This is a genomic window from Serratia sp. PF-27 (genome assembly GCF_030053255.1).
GTDB classification, from domain to species: domain Bacteria; phylum Pseudomonadota; class Gammaproteobacteria; order Enterobacterales; family Enterobacteriaceae; genus Serratia; species Serratia bockelmannii.
In genome coordinates this window covers 13,819-30,984 of sequence record NZ_JASGBT010000001.1, presented here as the reverse complement: position 1 = coordinate 30,984, position 17,166 = coordinate 13,819, and the positions used below count along the sequence as shown (strand labels likewise).

Genomic DNA, 17,166 nt, shown 5'->3' with positions numbered 1-17,166 from the left:
ATCAGCCTCCAAACTCGTAGTTGCTCAGGGTCTTGTCGGTCAGGCTGCTGGAGAGCTGCTGGCGCATGTACCCCAGATTCTGCTCGAGTTCCATCACGCCGTTTTGCTGCACCTGAATGCGCTGTACGCGCTGGCCCAGCTGATTGCGTACCGACAGCAGGTTCTCGCGGAACCGCGCGTTTTCGTCTTCGGTATTGAGGGTCCCCGACGCCGCCGTCTCGGCCACATCCAGCAGGCCGTTGATGTAGGTCATCACCATATCGGCGGCGATATATTCCGAGAGCGAGGTCACCACCGTCGCATCCAGCCCCAGCGATGCCGAGTCAATGGTGTAACGCAGCACCTTGACGCGCGTACTGGCTACCAGAGCTTTTTCTTCATTGGTCAGGCTGGCGTCACTGCGGCTTTTACGGAACACTTCCTGAATGATGTTGCGCACGCGCGACGTCATGCCCTTGTCAGGCGATAGCGTAAACTCGCTGGCCGAGGGTTTGAGGCACTCGCTGTTGTCGTTGCAGCGGTAGATTTTGGCGGTGCCACCGTTCAGCAGGGTATTGAACAGCGCCTCGCTGCCACCCCTCGGTGCCAGGAACGTGGGGTTGCCCTTTTCGTCGTAAATCACCGTGCCCACCATCGACATGATGAGCTCTTTGAGCTCCCGGTCATTGCTGATGAACTGATTGATTTTCTCGAAGGTGGACCAGGTCAGGTTGCGACTGCGGGGAATGCGTTTTTTCTCTTCCGGCGTCGCCTTGCTGAACACCTTGTCGGTTTCGTCACCCACGCCGCACCCCTGCCGCGAGGCCGCCCAATCCGAGAACATGTCGTGCTGGCCGCCGATGTCCTGGCAGATTTTCTTCGAGGCTTCCTGGGTTTTCGGCCACAGGCCGCCGACAATCGACTGCGCGGCCTGGCAGGTCGAGATGTTCATGTTGTTGATGGAAGTGAGCATGTTCTGCAGATTGTCCTTGATGGCCTTGCACTGCGGGCACACGGTTTCCAGCCCCAGGTCGAACGCGTACCCCACGGCGTTGCTGAGGATTTGCTTGCCCATCATCTTGAGCTGGTCGGTATTGATGAAAGAGAATGACCCCAGATAGGCATCGATGCCGCCGCAGCCGGATTTGATGTCGGGCAGCGTCACGGAAATCAGCTGGATGTTACGCACCGGCATGCGCATGAAGAGGTTGCCCCCGGTCAGATAGCCCGCCGACTGCCCCTGCCAGGCCGCCGCCTGCGTCACGTTGGCGCCGCCGTCGCCCATCTGGTCAAAAAACTTGTTGAGGTCACCCTGAATGCCGGCGTGCGACGGCTGCGCACTGCAGGCAAGCAAGACACCTGCTGCCAGCAGACCGCCGAGGTTATTTTTTCTCATTTTTGCGTCTCCCGTCCGCCCCGAATTTGTTAAGCAGCCGCCGTGCGCCGCGGAAAACTGCAAGCAACAGCTGCACGTAAAACACTAACGTTGCCAACAGCGCCAGCCCCATGCCCGCCCAGATGAGCGCCTTTATCACCCCGTCCCAGCGGAGCACCGGCAGCGCTGTGGCGGCCAGCCATTCCAGCCCCGGCAGGTGCAGCGACAGCCACACCATGTCGGCGCACCACCCCCGAAGCCCTATTGCCGCCAACACCAGCAAGACCGCATAGCCCATCTGGCGATACGGCTGCGCGATAAATGCCCTCACAGCACCCCCATACGCAGCGCCATGGCAAAGCTCTCGTCAATACGCTGCTTCAGCACCTCGTCGCTGATGGCGCCCTGCGAAAGCGGAATGGCAACCAGCGTTTCGCGGTTGACCAGAAAGTCGGTGGGCGTGGCCTTTGGCAGTTCGGCAAAGAAGTCGTTAATCACGGTGTCATTGGCCGGCAACACGTCAGGGAAAGTGGCATCGCCCTTGCCGTCGAAGCTGTAGACAAACACCGGCAGGTTCAGCTGCGCGCTGACCGCCCTGAGTACCGGATTGAACTGGTGGCAGTACGGGCAGTCGGAGCGAATGAAATGCACCACCTGCCACTGCGCGATATTGATGCTGCGACCGTCGCGCAGCCGGTAGTCAACTCGACCGCGCCTGGGCGCGGCAGCCGTCTTGTCTTTCCCCTGCGCGCCCGCTGCCGGCGAAACGCGCCCGGCATCGCCGAGAGACAAGGCATCCGGCTTTCCCTGCTCCAGCGCCTGCAGCTCGTCGCGCAGCCCGGCGTGCGCGACGGTCGCCACGACCAGCAGCGCTGCGGCCAGCACGCTCCAGCGTTTACGTGTCGTCATACGCCCAGCTCCTGCAGCCACGCCGGGGCAATGGCAAGAAACTCGTTCGGACGACTCACGCGCCAACAGGGAATGCCAGCCGTCTTCAAAACATCATCAAAGATGGCATCACGCCGGCGCCGGTCCGGATGAGGGTGCGAAAGGTCGTCAAGTTCGATAACGGCCAGCACGGTAAAATCGTCATGACGCACCAACACGAAATCGCAGTGCCACTGCGATATCTGACGAAACAGGGCGTTATACTCCCGGCTCCGGGACTTGTACCGCGCCGACACGGTGACGATGTCGCAAAGGCGAACCTGCGGACATACCCGCAAACCCAACGGCAAAGCATGCACCTCAAGCGCGCGGAGAAACTGTCGCTCGCTGTCCGTCATGAACGGCTTGCGCTGCCAGGCATCGCCCTGCGCCTGCAGCCGGGCAGACATCCCTTTGCCAGGCGCTGCCTTGGCACCTTTTCCGTCTGCTTTCCTGATGAGGTCGTGATATTTCAATGCCCACAGAAAGCTATAAAGCACGAAAAGCAAAAAAGCCGCGCCTAAAATGGCATTAGGGGGAGACAATGACGCCAGCCAGTTCATTCAGCACCTCCCCGCCCGGATAGCTTCGGCAAGGCCAATTTCCAAAGCTCAATTCCCCCCATCATGAGTGATCCTATTACCGTGAACATCAGGTCATAGACTGCAATCAGGGCGGCAGCGGTCATCAGGCTTGCGAAAAGCAATGCGGCAACCAAAGCGACGGCAATCAGCACCAGCGCAAGCAGAGACGCCGGACTCCCCGCGGAAACAGCCTGTGACGCCATGCCATACGCGAACAACGAAGACTCGGACGAGATCGCTTTGATGGCGGCCACGCCGTATTTTTCTGCGTACACCATGACTGACAGCAGCGTTATCAATACAAATGTGAGTTTTCTCATTGGTATATTTCCTCTTCATTTTTTGACGGCTTCGGCCCACCCAGCACTTCATCGACCGGCTTTAACCAGAGACACTCCGGACCGGCATCACCCTGCTGGATGGCCCCCATAAACCACCCCCGCTCCGGCGGTGGCGTCGGCACCCACAGGCTGACGTCCCAGCCATCGCGCCCGTGACAGATCCGGTAAAGTCGCGGATTATCTCGCGCAAGCGTCACCACCCAGGCGTCCATGGCGCGCAGTCGCAACCACCAGTCCAGATCGCCTTGCGTCACAATGGCGCTCGGTCTTAGCGCCGGGTGCGTCCAGAACCCCAACCTGTCGCGGTTGACGTCCGACGCGACGATGTGTCGTTTTGCCATGTTTTGCTCCTTTTGTTCGTTCAGTCTCGGGGTTTGAAATCGGTGACGACATTCAGCACGCGCCGTGCCAGGTCATCCTGCGTGATAAAACCGTAGGCCAGCGGCTTGTAGGTTCCCGTCCCCGGCTCCACCAGGTAGATGGCCGGAAAGTGCCTGATGCCCATTTTTTGGGCCTGACCGGTATCTCTCCGGCTGTCCGGCAGATCCGCGCTGATGCGGCCATCGATACTCACCGGCACCAGGTGCAACCCATACTGCGCGGCAAACTCCTTCACCACGCCGCCCAGCTTGGTATCCAGCGGCTCCTGGCCGCGATAGAACAAGAACACCCCGTAGCGCTGGTTGACCTGGTCGATAGCGCGCGCCTGCGCCTGGCGCTCTTTGGCGTATTCGATAGGCGCCGCCCCGTTGTAGAAGGGGTGCTTGAGGTTGTAGTCCAGCTCCGGGTAGTCCAGCAGCACCTTCTGCCAGGTGGCGCTGAATGCACTGGCCTTGTTGACCAGAAAATCCTGCACCACCTTGTAGCGCCGTATGTTTTCCGGCTGCGGATCGAGCACCGCCGTGATAAGCAGTTCCTTGCGTATTTTCTCGATACGCGCCAGCCGTTCGGTGGGTGATGCGGGCGGCGGTGCTGGTGCAGGCGCCGGCGGCGCGTTCTTCGGCGGTTTGTTCTTCTTGTCGTACCAGTACCAGCCCTTGACGGGCTTATCGACATACCCCGCCGGCTCGTCGTCCTGCGCTGCCGCCGCCATAAGCGCAGGCAGCATCAACGCCAGACACAACGTGCGTTCCATCAGCTTCATCACGGGCTCCCCTTCTGGATGTTGCGACTGATTTGCTCACGGATACGCGCAGAGAGCGCATCCTGGTCGGGCAGCTTCACCTTGCCCTGGAGCTCGTCGTAAAAGTCGCTGAAATCAATGCGGTCAAACTTGAGCCGCTCGAACTCGCCCATCACCATGCCGCGGCAGTCCGGGCTTTTGCCGCTGCCAAAGCCGATACCCAACTGGCCCTGGCGGCCCTGCTCCTGCACGATGCGCGCCAGCAGGCTGTCGTAGACGCAATAGCTGTGTTTTTTCTGCAGGCAGGCACCCAGGACCTTTTTCGAGCAGTACTCCCCGACATCGATAACCAGCTTGCGCTCCTTGGCCTTGCCGATGGCCTTTTCCTCATCATTGCAATGCGCCAGCCCGACACCGTGCCCCCAACCGCCGCCCTTGCAGCAGTTGCTGAACCCGATGGCCGTTTTGCGGCACGACATGGGCTTGCCGGTAAAGAAACGGATGGTGTTGGGGTCAAGCCCGGCCACGTCCTTGCCGGCCGCCGCCAGCGCGGCCAGCTGAGAGACGGCAGACTGGAAGTCGTTGTTCTTCTCGTCCTTGATGGACGCGCAGCTGCCGTCATCGCAATAGAATTTGTCGCCGCACAGCCAGCCTTCGCCGCTGACGGTGTGCTGGCACTGGTAGCTCAGCGATTCGCGTACGCAAAAGTCGCCGACGCGCTGCAGGCAGCGGCGGGTGCCGACCGTGCAGTTCCTGTCGCTCTCCCAGCGCCCGCAGCTGTTGTCATCACTCTCATAGAGCTGCCAGTCTTGCGTGGTCTGCCAGCAGTCCTGATAGACCGGATACGCCACGCCGTTATCCCAGACCGTGCGGGTTTCCGCGCCCTGGGAACAATATTCCCGAAGCATGACGGCATTTTCCTTGTCCACGCCGCAGCTGGGCGTCCATTCGACGCGCGTCGTAAACACGCGCGTGTCGACCTCGAGATCAAAGTGGAGGGTGGCCGGGATAGGAGACTGGTGGCGAATACGTGCACCGCCAGAGCCGCGAACATATTGCATGTCGCCATGCGTGGCTTCAAAAGCCTGGCCGGCAACGAGTTCCGTTTGCGCCGGCCAAAAGTCGGCGCCGGCCTGCTCGGTCCATCCGTGGTAATACAATGCCGTTCCCAGCAGGCTGATATCCGTGCGCTGATTGCCGGCCACCCTGGGATACCGGTAGGACGCATGCACAATCCGCCCGCTCATGGGGGGTGTCACGGTGATGTGCACCGCGTCCCCGTAAATCTGGTAAGGCAAATCCGACAAGGTGACTTCAAATGATTTTGTCTCCTTGCCGCCCGTGACGCTGCCAACAATGTTGGCCGTGTTGTGGCATTGCGCGGTCACCGACTGCGCCTTCTCACACGCATGCGAGGTATAGCTGACCTTGTTGATCACCTGCTTGACACATTGGGGCCCGACGCCGGCGGCGATGACATCCGCGTCTTTGCGGATGTCGTCACTGCGTTTAATCATGTCGGAGCCGTAATCAATCTTGTCGGCAGGGTTGTTGATGAAAGATTTGCGCATCTCCTTGCCGAGTTCCGTGTCCGCCAGTGCCTGCTGCCCTTTGGCGCCGATATCGGTATCCGTCTGCGTCCCGCCCTGGTAATAGCCGCTTTCCGGCGGGTTATCGGTGTAACGGTCAAAATACTGCTCAGGCTTCACCTGTCCGGCCCCCTGCTGTGCACCGCTGAGCGCAGCCGAGGCTGCAGCTTCTCCCTCGCTCATGTCGTTGTCGCCGGCAATGGCCGGGGTGGCCGCACAGGCCGCCAGCAGACTGCCGAGCAGTGTGCGAGATAGCGCGTTTCGTATTGTCATATCACCTCCGTGCCGCCCTGCCGGTTCTCTGTCGTGGGGTTTCCCTGGTGTTGAAAACCCCGGTATTGGTCCTGCTCTTTTTATTGTGGTTGTTGGGTGCTGCGCGTTTTGGCGCACTCGCCGCGCGCATCGATAAGCTCCAGCCCGTCGCGCACGGCCAGATTGCCGTACACCACGTCAAACTTCTCGCCGCAGCGCTTGATCAATGCCGGCACGCTCGCAATGCCGTAATGAGCGAACCGCAGCGGGTCGATATTGACGCTGCCCACGCCATACGTGTTCTCCAGCCGGTACACCGCCTGCGCGGTGGCTTTCATGTCGTCGTTCACCAGCCCGCGCAGGTACACCGGTACCTTCTCGCGCTGTGCGGCGCGCAGCAGCGCAACCAGGCTTTTCTCAGGGATGGAGAACGAGACAAAATAGGCGACCTCGTCCGGGGTCTGGTCAAGCGGACGGCTGCGCTCCTCTGCCTGCGCCCCCAGGGCAAGCATCAAGGCCGGCAACATCAGAGCACGACGCAATTGCGTTTTTTCCATATCAGGTACCCGTAGTTCTTTTTGGTGGTTGGCTTCTCTTTGCCCAGCTGCCAGCGCATCACGCTGCGCCCCAGCGGATGACAGGCATTGGCGTCGGGCACCGTGTTGACCATCTGATAGCGGTAGCGGCTTTTGGGCATGATGACGGTCGGATACTCGTGGCAGACCGCCCGGTTGGCGCCGATGGTGTCCCAGATCATCCCCTGGCGGTGCAGTTTGAAATTCATGCGCTCGGTCAGCAAAATGCCGCTGTTGAGGCCGCTGCTCTCGTTGACCAGGTTGCCGGAAAACGGGTACATCGAGCCGTGGCCGCCGGCACACCAGAACAGCGCATCCAGCGGCTTGCGCACCTCGGCGGCGATGGCATCGGCCGCGCAGGCCATTTGCGCCACCGGATTGGCGAACAAGATCGCTTCCGGACTGATAAACAGCGCCAGCGAGTCGTCTTTCCACATCGGATCAAGCTCCGACATGTAGGCGATGTCGTATTCACCGCCCTGCATGCAGCCGACGGAGGTGATGATGTTGAGCCAGCTGATGAGCGGGTACTTGTACCAGTGAACGTGATAGAAGGTGCCGGGATTATTCACGCCCAACTTGGTTCCCGTACCGGTACCCACTTTCGGGATGGGAATGGAAAACCCGCCCATATTGACCATGCAGCCGGGCGCGCGCGTGACGTCACTGATGGCGAACGGCTCCCAGAACCCGATGGCGATACCGGGCCGCTGAAAAAGCGGCGGCGGCGCCGGACAAAGCTGTATCGGCGAGCTGGGGTTACTGGTATCCGGCAGGTCACCCTTGGACAGTTCGGTCTTGCCGATGGTCATCGGGAACAGGCACTTCCAGCAGATATCCGTGATGGGGTTCATCCAGCGACCGTCGCAGGTCGGATCTTTCGCCTGTGCAACACCGCTGGCCAGGGCCAGGGCAAGCGCCACTGCGACATCAGCCATGCCAGGGCGTTTCATTTGTCCGCCTTGCCCGCAGTCTTGCCGCGCGCTTTTGCAATGGCCGCCTGCAGCGTGGATGCGTCCACCGCGCCGTACATCACCGACGTGTTGTCGGCGTTTGCACCCTTCGTTGGCATCACGATAAACGCCGGCGTGCCGTTGATACCCAGATCACCGGCCAGTACCGCATTGCCTTTCAGGTCGATTTCCGCCCCGATGCCCGAGACCGTGCTGCCGACGTTTTGCGCATCGGCACCCGCCAGCTGCGTAGCCTGCCGAATATCCGCCTGCGTCAGCTGTCCCTCGGCGTGTCCCGTCTTGAATAGCGCATGGTGATAGCGGGCATAGGCGTCAGCTCCCTGTTGCCGCCAGATGCTCACCCCGCGGATAGCGGCTTCGCGGGAAAGCGGCCAGCGCTCACCAAAAATCGGATACTCCCGGAACGCCACCCGCAAGGAAGCGTCCTTGTCCATCACCGCTTCCACCACCGGCGCCATGCGCGAGCACCAGATGCACTGATAGTCGAAAAACTGGATCAGGGTGACGTCGCCGTCAGGGCGCACGGTCGGCGCCTGTTCCGCATCCAACAAAACCTTCTGCTGCGCCAGCACTACATCCAGCGCCTGCCGCTGTTCGGCATCGTGTTCACGTTGCTGCAGCTTCTCGCTCATCTCGACCAGCAGATCGGGATGCTCTCGCAGGTAGTCGGCGGCAATTTGGCCAATCGCGGCCTGTTGTTCCGAGGTGAAGCTCACCGCGCCCGGCGAGGCGTGTGCCGGCAGCTGCGTAAACAGCGCTGCAGCGACGCTGACCACGACAGCTTGTACAGTCGTTTTGATCTTCATGATTTGGGTCCTTTTGGGATTTCCTGACCGTCATCGGCCACGGCCACTTCGGTGATGCGCAGCAGTTTTTTCCCCGGCATCTGGTCAACGATGGCCGGAACCCGGCGAATGCCGAACTTGTTGACCAGCACGGCGCCCTGGTCAAAATAGACGCGCACGTCCAGCGCGTCGCTACTGTCCTTGATGTTGCCGCCGACCAGGATGAGCTTGTCCATGATGCCCGGCCGTGGACGTTGCCTGAACCAGGAGAGCTGCGCGGCATCGCGCCCGTCGATAAACACCAGCGTCTGGTTGAACGTTGGCAGCACGTCGAACGGCGACACCCGCTGCCCCTTGCGGGCAAACACGTTCCCCTTGTCGTCGGCAATATCTTTTTGCACGACGAACGCCGGATCGAACGTCCGCACCACCCTGACCTCGGCACGCCACACCCCCTCGATGGGGGCGGGGTTCAACACGCTGTCCGTGACACGGTCACGCAGTTCCTGCTGGATACGTTCCTGCGTTTTTCCGGCGAAATGCTCACCGAGCCGCTCACGAATAACGGTCAGGAGGTCATGCTCCCGGATGGGCCAGATATCGCCCACCGTGCCGAGGTTGGCCGCCTGAGTCAGCGAAGGCAGCGCCAGGCAAAGGGTAACCAGTACGCGGCGCATTACTGTCCTCCTTGCATAGCGGCAGCGAGGTCCTTGCGTATCTGCGGCGTCACATCGGGCAGGCCGGCCACCACGGCGGCGCTGACCACAATCACCTCATGCTGCGTTGCGGCCCGCGCCGTCAGCACCTGATTGAGCTTCTGGTTATAGCGCTGCAGCAGCGCGGTGCGCTCGTCATCGCTGAGTTTGAGACGCGCGCTTTGCAGCAAAAACCTATCGGTTGTGCCCTTCATGTCGAAGGTCACCAGCTTGGGCGGCTGCAAGAGCAGCAGCCAGAGTGCCGCCGTCACCAGCACGGCGCACACCACCGAGATAAACCCGGTCAGCCAGTATTCGCGGGAGGGCACCACAAGAGGAGACGCCGTCGCCTTCCCATTACCCAGCCCCTTCAACGTGCTGCTCTTCGTATGTTGCATCATTCGTCTCCATTACAGGGTTGAGGGGGACTGCAGACCAGCGACGCCGGCTATTACCCACAGTCCCAGAGCCAGACGCAGCAGGCTTACTGCCTGATGCCCCTTGCCCGCCCATTGATACCGCAGCGCCAGCCCCGCGGCCGCCAGAAGCCCGGCGACCAGCAGCGCACGCATGCCGCGGTGAACTCGCCAGTGCCCATATCTCGCGCTGCCATCAGGCCGATGGCCACCATCGACGCAGTCAGCACAACGGCCGAATGGCGGCGCAGCGCCCAACGCACGCGCGCCACCGCTGTCATAACGACATTTTCAGCAGTGCGTGCAGCTCACGCCGCTTGTCCGCATCCCGCTCGACCATCTCGAACAGGATGTCCTTGATATCCGCCCCTTCCGCCAGCCGCTTTTCGCGATAGGTGAAGTCTTCTCCCTTGGACGAGAACAGCTTGTCGCTGAGCGGATCGAGCAACAGGCGGTGGAAGCTGCTGGATTCTTCAATCTTGACCAGAAACGAGCTGTACTTGGCCTTGCCCGCGGCGGGAAACTTCTTGATAAGTGCCCACTCGTGTTCTGCGAAGGCATTTGGCTCTTCCTTTTCGAACATGGCGAAGGCCGTGGCATTCTGTTTGCCGGTGAACTTGTAGGAGCTGTTATCAAAGGCGGCCAGCGAGGCGGTACTGAGGTTTTTATCGCGGATGGACTGCGTCACCGTGCCGCAGGAGCCGTTGTGCCGGCGGGCAGTTCGGTAACCCTCTTCGATGAACTCACGGATTTTGACGTTCGATCCGCCCAGCAGCTTCCAGCCCTCATCGATGATGCTCATCTTGCGCAGGTCGCGCGGCGTTGAGTACATCAGGTTTTCCGACCAAATCATCAGCGTGAACAACACCGCCGACAGCAGGTCACCACGGCTTCGCAGGTCGCCAAGTTCGGTAACCACAAAGCGCAGGTCGTGGCCGAGCGTCGGCTGGTCACTGTTGAAGTACTCGCCGTAAACCCCTTTTGTCGTGTACTTGTTGAGCAGCGTGACCATTTCGTCGATACGCCCGGCTATCTGCGGACCACTTTGCCGCGCCACGTCACCCTGGCGCTTCTTGAGGTAATCCACCACATGGTCGATGCGCATGCCCTGCTGATATTCCGGCCATTGTTCGGTGATGGCCTCCATCATCAGGGATTCGTGCACCTCATCCAGCAAGCCGCTGGGGCTGGCCAGAATGCACAGTTGGTCGCGTATGCGCTCGGCGGCCAGCTTGATGTCGGTGACGTTGGCGAACGGGTTGAACCGCAGGTTTTCACCGTTGATGTAGTCGCCACCGATGCTGCTGCAGAACGCCTTGTAGGAGTCACCGATATCGGTGATGGCAACGTAGCCGCCACTGTCGCTGACCTGACGCGCGAGCGCCTGAGCCAGCACTGATTTACCGGCACCGGAGGTACCGGAGAGGTACCAGTTGTAATTGACGTTGGGCAGGTTCTCATCGAACACGTCAAGGAACGCCACCTGATTGCGGTAGCTTGCCAGCAGTATCCCGGCGTTTGACAGCTTGTTGTCGCCGATAACCGGCATCAGGTTGGCCGCGTGGAAGCACTCCGCGCGCTGCGTGGCGCCGGTGCGGTTGAGGTCACGCCACAGTTTCGGGTCGGCCATGGTGAACGGCAGCGTCGCCAGCAGGTTGCGCACCTGCATGTAGTCGGCGCGCACCATCTTCACCCCCTGCCGAGCAAAGGCTTTCTTGGTGTTCTCTGTCTGCCTGGACATGACGTCATCATCGTCTTCGCAGAAGAACGTCAGGCCATAAAAATAGCGCGTCAGCGCCGTGCGCCCCGCGTCCAGCTCGGTTACCAGGCCTTTCCATTCGGCATGTTGGCGAACCACGCCCGGGATATACTTGGCATACGGCGTGTTGACGCGACTGTCGAGGCTCAGAAAACGGCCTTTGGCCTCGCCCTGGCTTTTCATCTGTTCGTCGGTGACCAGCACCATGCTGAACAGGAACGGGCATTGAATGCTGCTGGTTGGCGATGCCAGGTCGGCGAGAAGATTGCCGTTCTGCCACAGATAGTGCTCATGCGGGTTGCGGTCGAGATTCATGCTGACCATGCGGCTGGAGAAATCCCGCTCCTGCTCATCCGTGCCCGATATCCGGATATACCCGGGCTTGACCAGCCACGAGGTGCTGTTATCGACCATCTGCGCTGTCAGGTCGGATTGCGGGTCGTAGGGCTTTTCATAGCTCGCCAGGCGCGTCACATCGTGGTTGCAGAGTTCACGCATTACGCCGATGACATCGTCAGCCGACGCCGGCTGCGTGTAGATATCGGCCGCCACCAGAGCATTGGCAAGGGTTCGCCGCACTTCCTTGACATGGATAAGGTCAGCTTCGGTCACCCGGCGAACTTTCTGCGCCCAGGTGAAAAACAGCCGATAGTCACGCAGCGTCAGCGGGTGCCCGAGCCCATTGGGAAAACCGTGGCGGGCACCGTGCAGCGCGAACCGGCGGTTGATATCGTTACACTCATCGGCCCGATGGCCGGTCCAGCCGAAGTCTTTGAGACCATAGTCAATCTGCTCCTGCAGTGCCCCGCTGCTGACCATCAGCACCTGCAGGGGGGTACCGCGCGGAATGGCCTCCTGCAACAGCGCCTCCAGGCTGTTGACCACCTGCTCATTGGCCCCGATGAGGGGCTGGGATTCGAGCACAAACCCGATGGAGCTTTTATTGATGAAGATTTTTTCTTCGCTCATGTAGTCGGCGAACGGCAGCAGGTCACGGATATGGGGGTAATCCATATCGTCCAGCATCTTCTGGGTCTCCCGCACGGTCTCCTTGTCGCCGAGAATGCTGGCGACATCGTCAATAATATTGAGCGGGTTGAACTTTAATCCGGAAAGGTCGAACTTCATGCATCAGACCTCACAACACGCCGTGCCAGTTGGCAGGCTTGGTGACGGTATAAACGACCTCGCCCATATGGACGTTGTCATCGGGAGAAACGTAGGGGGCTATCCAGATGCGGGCCACGCCATCGGGCCGGCGAAACGCCGACGCGGGTTCGGGATAGCAGCGCGGGCTGTTGCATGAGACGCCGGTGTCGGCGGGAACAGCCACGCCGGAACGGGCCTGCGACGTCGACGTAAACACCGATGAACCCGCGACGGTGCGCGCAAGCGCCGCAACGCCCCCTGCCAGTGCCGGCTGAACATCCAGCCGCACATGCCCGGTATCTATCAGCCGATAGCCGGCGAGGTTGAGGCCCTTGCCTCCGACGTTACCGAGCTTACCAGCGGATGCAGAGGTCATTTCGTCAGCCTGAGACATCCAGACGCCGGTATCCCGCGCCGGCTTGTCGAACTCGAACTCGGAGTTCATGCCTGCGCAGCCTGTCAGAATCAAGGGAAGAAACACCAGAGCCTTACGCATCGTTCCGGCCCTCCTGCGCCGCCTGCTGACGTGCGCGCAAAACGCGAAGGCGCGCAGAGGATTTGCGGCTAAGGTCGTAGTCGAACACGCTGTCGTAGCCAAGCTCGGCGGCGAAGTAATAGTCGTGGGAGAACTTCACCATCAGGCAGTAAATGCCAAAGCACAACGCCGCCAGGGTGAAGGTTCGAAACCCTGACGCCAACGCTTCAGGAGGCAAGTGGTCAGCAAAGAGCGTATCGGCGCCATGGAGAACCGGTTGAGCGACCATTAACACGCCCATCAGCGCCATGACGATAAGAAAAGTGATCAATATCGCCAGCGATACCTGCTCAATAATGCGCAGCGCCAGAGCGCCACGATGATACTTCCAATCGCTCGCAAACAGCTGGCGAGATTTTGGGCTGGTTGTGATACCGAGAATATTCATGGTGTAACTCCCGTTGATGGCGTCCTTTCCGGAGGCCAGTAAAATAGAGTGGCTACAGAGCGGAGTTTTCAGCTGCAGCGTCATCGGCGTGCGGCGTCTGGCCGATCTCAATAATCCATCGGCGCTGCATATCACCATCGACGATCAACGCATCCGGTAGAGTGCTAACCCCGACGCCGCACGTCCCGGAGATAGCCATGTTGTGCGGCGCACTCGTCAGCATCGTGGACAGGCCGGTATCGTAATTTTTGTGTTGGTGCATTGGGCTGCGCCCTCCGTTTTCCTATATGAATGCCGTTGCTTACGCACGTTCAGAATCGCTTTGCAGAAGCCAGGCCTCTTCTCTCACCCATGTCAAAAGTTGGCGGGGCGTCAGTCTGTCTTCGTGAGCAAGCTCCAGTAACGCCTGGTGCCACTCCGGTCTCCGGGGAACGTAGTGCGCCAGCAAGACCGTAATTTTTCGTCTGATCTGGGCTTGCACCCCCAGAGCCAGAACCGCCCAAAGCGCAATCGCGCACAAAAAGTACTGACTGTGCATGACCAAAGGGTCCGAATCAGGCGAACGCAGCATTACGATAAAATCCCGTAAGGACGCCACCTGCTCGCTCACCACCAGACCAACAAGGGCCACGTAGGCCAACGTGGCCAAAGCGGCGACGATGAGCGATCTTTGACTGAACTTTTCGAAGCGCGCATATCGCCGGCCAAGTCGTCCGATTTGGTTCAGCCTGTTACGCTGCTCATTGGCCATCACGGAGGGACTCATGGGTTTCACCTTCGGTTGCTTTCGCTGTTTCACAGGCGGAGGAAATTACCTGCAGCCTGCTCTGCATGACCTTGGTCTCTGCCAGCTGTTCACGCATGACCTCCAACTGCGCCTGCAAGAGCGACTGCGTTTCCGAGTCGGCAGCGTTCTGCACCTCACGCACTATTTCGTCGCCCGCGGCTACTTCGTGAAGCTCACTCTCATTCAGTAGAGTTGCCGTTTGCTGCGTAGACTTGGCCGCGTCATTTGCTGCTACGGTTACGCCGGCGTTATAACCAGCCCAGGACGCGAAAGCCACAACGCCAATGAGTGCCAGATAAGTAAATGAACGCATCAATTTCCTCCTTGTGACGGTTTGCCGCCTTGCGGCCCCGTCGGGGTGATAAAATCATTGATTTGCAGGGACTCGGCGTCACCGAGCTTGCCGATAAGCTCCGGTGGCAGGTCGCTGTTTCCCTGCGCGGCGGTGGTCGTATCTGCAGTGTGGGTTGCCGCGCCTTTTTGCACCGCCTGCTCACTCGCTTCCTGGTCTTCGATAAACGACGCCCTGAAACCTTCGGTAAACACGATTTCCACGCGGTTGGCGGCGCCAATCGGGATAATCGGGTGGTACTGCTCGGCCCGCTGGATGTAGTAGTCGGCCAGCTTGGTGGCCGCCGTACTGGCGCCGCCACCCAGACCGGCGCGGGCCACGTCGCCGCCGGATATGGTTGAAGTTGCCCCCACGCCGGCAACGGTCTGCCCCACCTGCTGAACGCTCTGGCCAATGCCTGACAGCGCGCCGGCCCCAAAGGCCAGGCCGAGGATTTTGCCGTTGCGCATCACGGGCACACCCTTGATGCCGGCCTTGCCGTAGAACACCGCGTGCCCCTTCACTTCCATATCGATATGCTTGTCACCGACCACGCAGGAGAGCGATTTGACGCGCACCTCTGCACGTTCACTGGAGACATCACCGAAAGCGCCGGCGGTCACAAAGCAGTTGTCGAGCTTGCCCAGGCGCTTGTTGTTGGGCAGGTGCGCCATGCCGGTCAGCTTGAACTGCATCGGCTTGAGGTGATCTTCCCCGGAAACGGACGCGTTGACGTCGGCGCCTTCGAGAATGATGGCGTTGGAAAACGTGCCTGACGGCACATAGAAACTATCGGGCCTGGGCTTTTTTGCCGCGTCGACCTTGCTGTAATCAAAAGTGAAGTTATCGAGCTGCCCGCGCGCTACGGGCGGGGGCTGAAGACGGTACTGGGCAGCTGGCTGGCCCTGCCCGGCCGCTGCCGCCGGCGCGGTGGTTTGTTCTTTCGACTTGAGCGCCTGCATCTGCGTAAGCATGTCGTCGATACGGCCTTTCAGCTCGGCATTCTCGCTGTTGACGTCACTGAGTTTTTTGTTGAAGTCAGCCACCATGTCCTTCAGGTCGGCGACGGCCTTGTTGGCTTCCCTTTCTCGCTGCTGCGAATCCAAAAGCACGCCACCCTGTGCGCCTTCAAACGTGTTCACCACCTGACCGGTCAGGTCTGGTTCAGCGGGCACTTCACCACCCGCAGCGTCATCGGCGCCAGCTGCGCCGCCCCCGGTGGATTTGTTGAGATACCAGAGCAGCGCAACGAAAACGACGACGCCGGCGATGATGACGGTAAACAGTTTCTGCTGCTTTCCCTTGACCCAACGGTTAATGTTCATCTACGCCGCCCTCCTTCAACACCACAATGGCCGAGACGGTCACGCCGGGTGAAATGACATCAAGCTGCGGCCAGAAAGAGACGGCCATGACCCCCTTGCTCCAGAGATAACGCTCGTTGAGTTCGATGCGCCCTGCGCTGCGATTGGTGATATCCAGCCGGACGATACGCAGCCGGTCACCCTGCCAGGCTGATACAGGGCGCACCCCAAATGCCTGCAGAACCGACGCGGACAACGGCACCTCACGGTTCTTGGTGTAGACAAACCCTGTCGGCATGTCGTTATTGACAAAACGCGAGACAAGCTGAGAAATCAGCTCACTGTACCCGGGCTTATCGACTTCCCAGGCACTGGCCTGCGCCGTGCCACGAATGGCCTTGTTGTTGACGATGAGCGACAACCCGGCCTGCCGGCGTGGCGTGGCGTAAAGCGAAAAAGTGAAGCCGCTTTCGGTCGTGACATAAAGCGTGAAGGGCTTGTCGTGAACCGTCGCGAACACCAGCCCGCCGGCATCGTTGACGGCCTGCTGCGTGATGACACCGCGGGTGGCCAGAATGCCTTTTACCCGGTCATCGTTCACGGTGATGTAGTTGGGGTCGGTGGTGCTGACGGTGACCGCAACGCGTGCATTGGGGTTGATATCCACTTCCTGAGCCTGCGCGGCGAAGGCAAACAGCGCAGCGGAAATCACCAGGGATTTACTGTTCAACGGGCACCTCCACAAAGGCGTTGAAGCACATGCCGTCATTGCGTGTGTCCAGGCGAATGCGATATTTTTTCTCAACGGGCCGGACATCGTTCATGCCGTAGGTGAACTGCAGATTGCCGGCGACATCAACGATGCCCTTGTCTGCATTGACCTGAATTTTGTTGGGATAGAAAACCGAGCTGCCTTCATTCATGGCAATACTCTTTCTCTCCGCACTGAGGGCCGGTTCGAGCACTTTCTTTTGCCCTTCGCAGGCGTAGGCTATCAGCAGCTTGTGCGCGGCATCAGCCGTCTCGCTGGAGATGTTGAGGCGTAAATTGACCAGGCTCAGCGCCATCAAACGCAGGTAGCGCGCATCACCGCGCTCCCCCACAAACCCGAATTCGCTGTTGGCGCTCATCGGTAAAATAATCAGTTGGCGGTTATTGAGCAGCGCGTTGGTGAGCGCACGGTTATCGGAATAAAGCCGATGCGCCAGCAGTCCGCTGATAGCGGCGATAATAAGCATAATCACCAACGCCAGTGCCAGATTGCGGTCACGGCGGGACTTCAGGTTATATTCCATGGG

The 17,166-nt window shown here is 60.0% G+C and carries 22 protein-coding genes; all 22 read right to left on the bottom strand.

The features are described from left to right. Position 1: 1 nt before the first annotated feature. The 22 genes from QMZ29_RS00210 to QMZ29_RS00105 all read right to left on the bottom strand — a co-directional run bounded on the left by QMZ29_RS00210 (position 2) and on the right by QMZ29_RS00105 (position 17,163). The gene (locus QMZ29_RS00210; protein WP_283225658.1) at positions 2-1,375 is read right to left on the bottom strand and encodes a conjugal transfer protein TraH; all 1,374 of its coding nucleotides are present in this window, start codon (positions 1,373-1,375) and stop codon (positions 2-4) included. After that, entirely contained in the window at positions 1,362-1,685 is a 324-nt protein-coding gene (locus QMZ29_RS00205) for a hypothetical protein (protein ID WP_283225657.1), read from the bottom strand. The genes QMZ29_RS00210 and QMZ29_RS00205 overlap by 14 nt, the downstream gene beginning before the upstream one ends. Beyond that, positions 1,682-2,263: a type-F conjugative transfer system pilin assembly thiol-disulfide isomerase TrbB gene (trbB, locus tag QMZ29_RS00200; RefSeq protein ID WP_283225656.1), complete on the bottom strand. Its 582-nt coding sequence runs from the start codon at positions 2,261-2,263 to the stop codon at positions 1,682-1,684. Before trbB ends, QMZ29_RS00205 begins: the two co-directional genes overlap by 4 nt. After that, a complete protein-coding gene (locus QMZ29_RS00195; RefSeq protein ID WP_197848589.1) occupies positions 2,260-2,844 on the bottom strand; it encodes a DUF2726 domain-containing protein in 585 nt (194 codons plus the stop codon). The genes trbB and QMZ29_RS00195 overlap by 4 nt, the downstream gene beginning before the upstream one ends. After that, complete coding sequence (locus QMZ29_RS00190) at positions 2,841-3,185, bottom strand: hypothetical protein (protein ID WP_283225655.1); 345 nt, start codon at positions 3,183-3,185, stop codon at positions 2,841-2,843. Before QMZ29_RS00190 ends, QMZ29_RS00195 begins: the two co-directional genes overlap by 4 nt. Further along, the gene (locus tag QMZ29_RS00185; RefSeq protein WP_283225654.1) at positions 3,182-3,547 is read right to left on the bottom strand and encodes a hypothetical protein; all 366 of its coding nucleotides are present in this window, start codon (positions 3,545-3,547) and stop codon (positions 3,182-3,184) included. The genes QMZ29_RS00190 and QMZ29_RS00185 overlap by 4 nt, the downstream gene beginning before the upstream one ends. A gap of 20 nt (positions 3,548-3,567) precedes the next feature. Next, positions 3,568-4,350 carry a type-F conjugative transfer system pilin assembly protein TraF gene (traF, locus tag QMZ29_RS00180; protein WP_283225653.1) on the bottom strand — a complete coding sequence of 261 codons (783 nt, stop codon included), beginning with the start codon at positions 4,348-4,350 and terminating at the stop codon, positions 3,568-3,570. Further along, positions 4,350-6,191 carry a conjugal transfer protein TraN gene (locus QMZ29_RS00175; RefSeq protein WP_283225652.1) on the bottom strand — a complete coding sequence of 614 codons (1,842 nt, stop codon included), beginning with the start codon at positions 6,189-6,191 and terminating at the stop codon, positions 4,350-4,352. Before QMZ29_RS00175 ends, traF begins: the two co-directional genes overlap by 1 nt. Before the next feature lie 80 nt (positions 6,192-6,271). Next, positions 6,272-6,727 (bottom strand): type-F conjugative transfer system pilin assembly protein TrbC, encoded by a 456-nt coding sequence (trbC, locus tag QMZ29_RS00170; RefSeq protein WP_242528760.1) that lies wholly within the window; start codon positions 6,725-6,727, stop codon positions 6,272-6,274. Further along, the gene (gene traU / locus QMZ29_RS00165) at positions 6,697-7,683 is read right to left on the bottom strand and encodes a conjugal transfer pilus assembly protein TraU (protein ID WP_283225651.1); all 987 of its coding nucleotides are present in this window, start codon (positions 7,681-7,683) and stop codon (positions 6,697-6,699) included. The genes trbC and traU overlap by 31 nt, the downstream gene beginning before the upstream one ends. Positions 7,684-7,694: 11 nt before the next feature. Next, the gene (locus tag QMZ29_RS00160) at positions 7,695-8,525 is read right to left on the bottom strand and encodes a DsbA family protein (RefSeq protein WP_283225650.1); all 831 of its coding nucleotides are present in this window, start codon (positions 8,523-8,525) and stop codon (positions 7,695-7,697) included. Beyond that, on the bottom strand, positions 8,522-9,181 hold the full coding sequence (gene traW / locus QMZ29_RS00155; protein ID WP_197848584.1) for a type-F conjugative transfer system protein TraW: 660 nt from the start codon (positions 9,179-9,181) through the stop codon (positions 8,522-8,524). The genes QMZ29_RS00160 and traW overlap by 4 nt, the downstream gene beginning before the upstream one ends. Further along, positions 9,181-9,600 carry a TrbI F-type domain-containing protein gene (locus QMZ29_RS00150; protein ID WP_197848583.1) on the bottom strand — a complete coding sequence of 140 codons (420 nt, stop codon included), beginning with the start codon at positions 9,598-9,600 and terminating at the stop codon, positions 9,181-9,183. Before QMZ29_RS00150 ends, traW begins: the two co-directional genes overlap by 1 nt. A 292-nt stretch (positions 9,601-9,892) precedes the next feature. After that, the gene (gene traC, locus QMZ29_RS00145; protein WP_283225649.1) at positions 9,893-12,418 is read right to left on the bottom strand and encodes a type IV secretion system protein TraC; all 2,526 of its coding nucleotides are present in this window, start codon (positions 12,416-12,418) and stop codon (positions 9,893-9,895) included. A 94-nt stretch (positions 12,419-12,512) separates the two neighbouring features. Continuing rightward, positions 12,513-13,019, bottom strand: coding sequence for a type IV conjugative transfer system lipoprotein TraV (gene traV / locus QMZ29_RS00140; RefSeq protein ID WP_197848581.1), 507 nt, complete (start codon positions 13,017-13,019; stop codon positions 12,513-12,515). After that, positions 13,012-13,446, bottom strand: coding sequence for a hypothetical protein (locus QMZ29_RS00135; protein ID WP_197848580.1), 435 nt, complete (start codon positions 13,444-13,446; stop codon positions 13,012-13,014). Before QMZ29_RS00135 ends, traV begins: the two co-directional genes overlap by 8 nt. Before the next feature lie 52 nt (positions 13,447-13,498). Next, positions 13,499-13,708 carry a hypothetical protein gene (locus QMZ29_RS00130; protein ID WP_197848579.1) on the bottom strand — a complete coding sequence of 70 codons (210 nt, stop codon included), beginning with the start codon at positions 13,706-13,708 and terminating at the stop codon, positions 13,499-13,501. 39 nt (positions 13,709-13,747) lie between these two features. Further along, entirely contained in the window at positions 13,748-14,212 is a 465-nt protein-coding gene (locus QMZ29_RS00125) for a hypothetical protein (RefSeq protein WP_164120209.1), read from the bottom strand. Then, complete coding sequence (locus QMZ29_RS00120; protein ID WP_283225648.1) at positions 14,187-14,546, bottom strand: hypothetical protein; 360 nt, start codon at positions 14,544-14,546, stop codon at positions 14,187-14,189. Before QMZ29_RS00120 ends, QMZ29_RS00125 begins: the two co-directional genes overlap by 26 nt. Further along, positions 14,546-15,889, bottom strand: coding sequence for a TrbI/VirB10 family protein (locus QMZ29_RS00115; protein WP_197848577.1), 1,344 nt, complete (start codon positions 15,887-15,889; stop codon positions 14,546-14,548). The genes QMZ29_RS00120 and QMZ29_RS00115 overlap by 1 nt, the downstream gene beginning before the upstream one ends. After that, entirely contained in the window at positions 15,879-16,598 is a 720-nt protein-coding gene (locus tag QMZ29_RS00110) for a TraK domain-containing protein (protein WP_197848576.1), read from the bottom strand. The genes QMZ29_RS00115 and QMZ29_RS00110 overlap by 11 nt, the downstream gene beginning before the upstream one ends. Continuing rightward, complete coding sequence (locus tag QMZ29_RS00105) at positions 16,588-17,163, bottom strand: TraE/TraK family type IV conjugative transfer system protein (protein ID WP_170853457.1); 576 nt, start codon at positions 17,161-17,163, stop codon at positions 16,588-16,590. The genes QMZ29_RS00110 and QMZ29_RS00105 overlap by 11 nt, the downstream gene beginning before the upstream one ends. Positions 17,164-17,166: the final 3 nt, after the last annotated feature.